Origin of the sequence: Streptomyces sp. PA03-6a, assembly GCF_033792765.1 — a bacterium.
GTDB lineage: Bacteria > Actinomycetota > Actinomycetes > Streptomycetales > Streptomycetaceae > Actinacidiphila.
Genome location: NZ_JARAVK010000388.1, coordinates 1 through 5,804, shown reverse-complemented (window position 1 = coordinate 5,804; position 5,804 = coordinate 1). Strand labels below are relative to the sequence as shown.

Sequence of the window (5,804 nt, the reverse complement as noted above, 5' to 3'; positions counted from 1 at the left end):
CTCACCCCTGGCCTCACCGAGCTGCGCATGACTTCGCGTAGCTCGGGGGTGCCGATCTACCGACGGACAGCATGCAAGATGGCCGCGTTCACATCAAATTCACCAGGGCCGGCACCAGTCGCGGGTGTTGAAAGGCCGCCGATCGCCCAAGACGCTGTTGATGATGTCGCCGACACCGAAATGGTTCAGAACGCTCCAGCCGGGAAACGACCAGCCGGTCGGCGCAGAAGGACGGGTCGAGCAGTACGGGTAGCCGGGCCGATGAGCGTGGTGGTCCCGGCACGGGAAAGGCCCCCAGGGACAATACTCGGCCGCGGTTACCGTGACCGTCGCCGTGGCGTTCGAGGCGAAGCAGTTGTTGTTTCCGTTGTACGCGGCGGTGATCGTGTGGGCGCCGGCGGTCGTGAAGGCGGCCACATATCCGGCTTGCCCATTTGCTGCGACCGGCACCGTTGCCAGGATGTCCCCACCGTCGAAGAATGTCATGCCGAGACCGCCGCTGGGATCACCGGTGCAGGTCACCATCGCGGTCAGCTGCACGGGGGCTCCGGCTGTGGCAGTCGGCGGTGAAACCTGGACCGTCGTTGTCGACTGCTCGGCCGCCACTGCCGGCGAGGCGAGACCCACGATCGCCACTATTGCCGCGAAGGCTCCGGCCCTACACGCCTTTCGCGCTTGCCAACGTTTCACGAAATAGGCTCCTTGTTCGACTGCAGGTAAGGTAATTCTGCAGTTCGTCGAGGAGCGTCACGCTACGTCGGTCCGTCAGGTCCCGCATTTTCAGGGAGGGACGGCGTGGTCACCTGTGTGGGCGCGCGACACAGTGGAGGTCCAGGCGGTCCTTTGCCGGACCCATGACGGTCAAGCACTCTGTTTCCGGGCCTTCCGAACCCTGCCGCGCTCCTACCGCAGGCGCCCGCGGGAAGGGGTGGACCATTCCCTAAATGGCGGGAGGGGCAACGCGCGTGTAGGTCAGCGAGTTGCTTGTGCCACCGAGGGTGGTGACATTGACGGGAACAGGACCCGCGGTCCCCGCTGGGGCGAGTACGGCGACGGCCGTGTCGGACAGCACGGTGAACGCGGCGGAGACGACGCCGAAGTGGACGGCGGTCGTCGTGGTCAGCCCTGTGCCGCTGAGGGTGACACCGGATCCCGCATCGGTTGGCCCCTGGGCCGGGGAAAGGCCAGTGAGGACCGGCGACCCCACGTAGCTGTAGATGACGGAGTTGCTGGTGCCACCTGGGGTGGTGACGGTGACGGCGACGGCACCCGTTCCTGCCGGGGCGACGGCGGTGATCTGCGTGGGCGAGTTGACGGTGTAGGTGGTGGCGGCCGTACTGCCGAACCTGACCGCCGTGGCCCCGCTGAGGTCCGTGCCGGTGAGGATGACCGTCGTACCGCCGGCGGCCGGCCCCCCACTCGGCGAGACAGAGATGAGGAAAGGAGCGCTCAGGTAGAAGAAGTAGACGGGGCCGGTTGTGCCCCCTGGGGTGGTGACGGTGACAGCGACAGCACCCGACCCCGCCGGAGCGACCGCGGTGATCTGCGTAGCCGAGTTCACCGTGAACGACGTCGCGGCCGTACTGCCGAACCTGACATCGGACGCCCCACTGAGGCCCGAACCTGTGATGACCACCGTCGTGCCGCCCGAGGCCGGTCCTTGAGCCGGTGACAGGGACAGCAGCACCGGCTGCACCAAATAGGTGTACGTCACCGCATTACTGGTGCCCCCCGGAGCGGTGACCGTGACAGCCACAGCACCCGACCCCGCCGGAGCGACCGCGGTGATCTGCGTAGCCGAATTCACCGTGAACGACGTCGCGGCCGTACTACCGAACCTCACCGCCGACGCCCCACTGAACCCCGAACCCGTCAGCACCACCGTCGTACCGCCAGAAGCCGGCCCTTGAGTCGGTGACAGGGACACCAGAACCGGCTGCACCAAATAGGTGTACGTCACCGCATTACTCGTGCCTGCCGGGGTCGTGACGGTGACGGCAACCGCACCTGTTCCCGCCGGGGCGACCGCGGTGATCTGCGTAGCCGAATTCACCGTGAACGACGTCGCGGCCGTACTGCCGAACCTGACAGCCGACGCCCCGCTGAGGTCCGTACCGGTCAGGACCACCGTCGTGCCGCCAGAAGCCGGCCCCCCACTCGGCGACACCGACACCAAGACCGGCTGCACCGAATAGGTGTACGTCACCGCATTGCTGGTGCCCCCCGGAGCGGTGACGGTGACAGCCACAGCACCCGACCCCGCCGGGGCGACCGCGGTGATCTGCGTGGCCGAGTTCACCGTGTAGCCCAGTGCCGGATTGGCGCCGAACCTGACGGCGGTGATTCCTGTGAAGCCGTTTCCGGTCAAGATGACGGTGTTGCCACCCGCCGTTGGGCCGGTATTGGGCACGGCGGATGTGAGAGCGGGAGCGGCGGCGACGGCGGTCGGTTGTGCTGATACCGCCGGGAGGGCGTTGTCTTTCACGGGGTCTCCGTACGATGTCGGACCGGCCGGGGGCCTGTCGTTGTCCGTGCTCGGCCCGCGTGCGCCGTGAGGTTGGTCCCGGTCCATGTCCGGTCGGGGTGTGGCGGGCTGCGGGTCTGGGGCCCCGGCCCGTGTGGGGGTTTCCGGGCCGGGGCCTGGGGGGCGGGCGGAACCCGACGGGTTACCGCGTCCGCTCCCGGGGCCGGTCCATGGGGGCCGGCCGCTGGGGTGCGGTCAGATGCCCGGGCCGGCGACGTAGGTGAACGCGTCCGTTGCGGTCGCGCTGCCCGCGTCGTTGGTCACGACGACATCGACGAGGCCGGCGGTCCCCGGGGGCGTGACTGCCGACACCGCGGTGTCGGAGATCACGGTGAAGGGTGCCGGGTTGCCGTCGAAGGTGACCGCGGTGGTGCTGGTAAGACCCGTGCCGGCCACGGTCACCGATGTGCCGCCAGAGGTCGGGCCCTGCGCCGGCGTGACGGTCGTGACCGTCGGGGCGGCGACGTAGGTGTACGAGAGCCCGTTGTTGGTGCCGCCGGCAGTGGTGACGGTGACACCGACCGCACCGGCCGCACCGGCCGGAGCGACGACCGTGATCTGACCGTCGGACACCACGGTCGGCACGGCGGTGTTGGCGCCGAAGGCGACGCTGGTGGCGCTGGACAGGCCAGTGCCGTTGATGGTGATCGTTTCGCCGCCTGCTGTCGAGCCGGTGGCCGGGCTGATGCTCTGCTTGAACGGCGCCCCGACGTAGTAGAACGGGATCGGGTTGCTCGTTCCGCCCGGAGTGGTGACGGTGACGCCGACCGCTCCGCTGCCTGAGGGCGAGACGGCGGTGACCTGAGTGGGCGAGACGTTGGTGACGGCGGTAGCGAGCCGCGTGCCGAAACGCACGGCGCTGGTGCCTGTGAGGTTGGTGCCGGTGATGGTGACCAATGTGCCGCCACCGCTGGATCCTTGGTTCGGACTGATGGGCATGAGGTGTTCCTCCTCGCCCGGAATGCGGTACATTTCCGAGCAGTGATGAGGGCGTTCGGTCCGCACACGTCCCTGGTGGGTGCGAGCCAGCTCTCGTGTCCACTGGCCAGGTGGTAACCCGATGGCCCTTGCGCTCGAGATCCCGATCGACGGTGTGCACCCGTCGGCGTCAAGCGCAGGGGCCTATCGAGGGAGAACAGCCTGTCAGGTGTGAGTTGCCGCCTGATCAGGGGCTTGCCCGCGTCCGTCTGCAGACTCGAAATGCCGCTGATACGGACACTCGAAGTAACCCATAAGGGTGACCGGGCGACAAGGCTTCAGTCCCGAAGTCAACCGTTCGAGCGAGCGCCACGGCGTGAAATCAGGCGTGCCAACGGCGTAGTCAAGATGATCTTTTCATATGCCAATCGGATTTGACATCCGCTGTCACCCGGCGGGAGTCCGTCGCCGCGGGGCGGGCGGTATCCTGTGCTGACGTGCAAGCAGACCCTCTCAACCGAGAGGTGACCGCCGAATTCGCTGCACGAAACTCGCCACTCTTTCGGGTGACATGTGGTCTCCGTCGTTGCCACCCCCCTCAATCCGTGGGCTACTCCAAATAAGGCCCGGCCCGAAGGCGCAAGCCCGCCGATCGGCCCGAAGGACTTGAGGGAGCACCCCCATGCCGGTCATACCGAATCAGGGATCCACAGGCGGGGGCGACGCAGTGACCCTCACCGGCGTCCACTTCACCGGCACCACCGGTGTGCGTTACGGCACCCGCCCTGCCGCGAGTTTCGCGGTCATCAGCGACACCACCACCGCCACCATCACTCCATCCGGTCGCGGCGCCGTCCCCGTGTCGGTAACGACCCCCGGCGGAACGGGAGTCGTCGGCAGCTTCTACTATCTGCCGCCCCCCTCCTTCCGCCTCGCGCAGCCTCCCGCCGGCCCCTTGTCCGGCGGCAATACGGTGACCCTCACCGGGCTCGGCCTCTACACCACGTATGAGGTCCGCTTCGGTACGCAAGCCGCAGCGTTCACGGTCAACTCCGACGGTCAACTCACTGCCACCGTCCCAGCTGCTGCCATTGCCGGTCCGGTCATGGTGACCGTAACGACCAGGGGCGGAACCGCCGACGGCGTCACCTACACCTACCTCGACTCGCCGTCCATCACCGCCGTCACCCCCGACAAAGGGCCGGTGGACGGGGCCAATCTCGTGGTCATCACCGGGACCGGGTTCTCCTACACCACCGACGTCACCTTCGGTGGCACACCCGCCTTGTCCTGGAGGATCGCTTCCGACGTGGAGATCGACGCCCTGCTGCCCGCGGGAGCACTCGGTCCCGCCGATGTCGACGTCACCACCCTCGGCGGCACGACAACCGCCTCGGACGCATACACCTACCTGGGACGCTTCGCGGTACTGGGCGGCCAGTCGGTCACCAACACCGGCCCCTCCGACATCACCGGAGATCTCGGGGTGAGCCCCGGAGTCTCCGTCACCGGATTCCCGCCCGGCCAAGTACACGGAACCATCCATGCCACCGACACCGACGCCCTCCAGGCTCACGCCGATCTGATCGCCACCTACGACACCGCCGTCGCTCAACTCCCCGACACCAGCGTCTCCGGCGACCTCGGCGGCCTGACGCTGGCCCCCGGCGTCTACAACGCTGACACCTCCATCGCTCTCACCGGGACACTCACACTGGACGCTCAAGGCAACCGCAACGCCGACTGGATCTTCCAAATCGGCTCCACACTGACCACAGCCGCCGCAAGCAGCGTGCTCCTCATCAACGGCGCCACAGCGAGAAACGTGATCTGGCAAATCGGAAGCTCAGCCACCCTCGGACCGGACACCAACTTCACGGGCAGGATCCTGGCCCTGACATCAATCACCGTAAACGCCGGCACAACCATCCACGGACAGACCCTAGCCATCAACGGCTCGGTCACCTTGGACACCAACACCATCACCCGTCCCTGGTAAGACCACAACCCACCGAGCCCACGTCGGGACCCGAGCATCGAACTCGGGCCTCTCAAACCGGGTTCCGGCCTTGCCATCCCACCCCGGCATCAAAGCGTTCCGCTGCCAGCGCCGCAGGCACGGGACAGCGCAGTCAAGGACCATCAGCGGCATCCCGCCCCACGGTCAGCACCCGAGAAGGCGCGACATAGTGGCATGGCTCTCCGGCGGGACGGGTACTCCCGGGGCCCGCCCGGCCGACCGTCAACGCGGCATCGGCCGCCGCCAACCAGGCAGACCACACCCCCACTACGGGCCGGTCAGCGGGGGTTGTCCGCGTCGGCCACGCGCGGCAGATGACGCGCGAACCTCTGAAATGCCGCC

General features: G+C 67.5%; 4 protein-coding genes. 1 reads left to right on the top strand and 3 read right to left on the bottom strand.

Annotation, left to right across the window (positions count from 1 at the left end):
* Positions 1-99: 99 nt before the first annotated feature.
* The 3 genes from PV350_RS43715 to PV350_RS43705 form a co-directional block, all read right to left on the bottom strand.
* A complete protein-coding gene (locus PV350_RS43715) occupies positions 100-606 on the bottom strand; it encodes an Ig-like domain-containing protein (protein WP_500338937.1) in 507 nt (168 codons plus the stop codon).
* Between the two features lie 334 nt (positions 607-940).
* Positions 941-2,485 carry an IPT/TIG domain-containing protein gene (locus PV350_RS43710; RefSeq protein ID WP_500338936.1) on the bottom strand — a complete coding sequence of 515 codons (1,545 nt, stop codon included), beginning with the start codon at positions 2,483-2,485 and terminating at the stop codon, positions 941-943.
* Positions 2,486-2,719: 234 nt separating this feature from the next.
* Entirely contained in the window at positions 2,720-3,463 is a 744-nt protein-coding gene (locus PV350_RS43705; RefSeq protein WP_500338934.1) for an IPT/TIG domain-containing protein, read from the bottom strand.
* 661 nt (positions 3,464-4,124) lie between these two features.
* Here PV350_RS43705 and PV350_RS43700 point away from each other — a divergent pair.
* Positions 4,125-5,441 carry an ice-binding family protein gene (locus tag PV350_RS43700; RefSeq protein WP_500338933.1) on the top strand — a complete coding sequence of 439 codons (1,317 nt, stop codon included), beginning with the start codon at positions 4,125-4,127 and terminating at the stop codon, positions 5,439-5,441.
* The last annotated feature ends 363 nt before the right edge of the window (positions 5,442-5,804 follow it).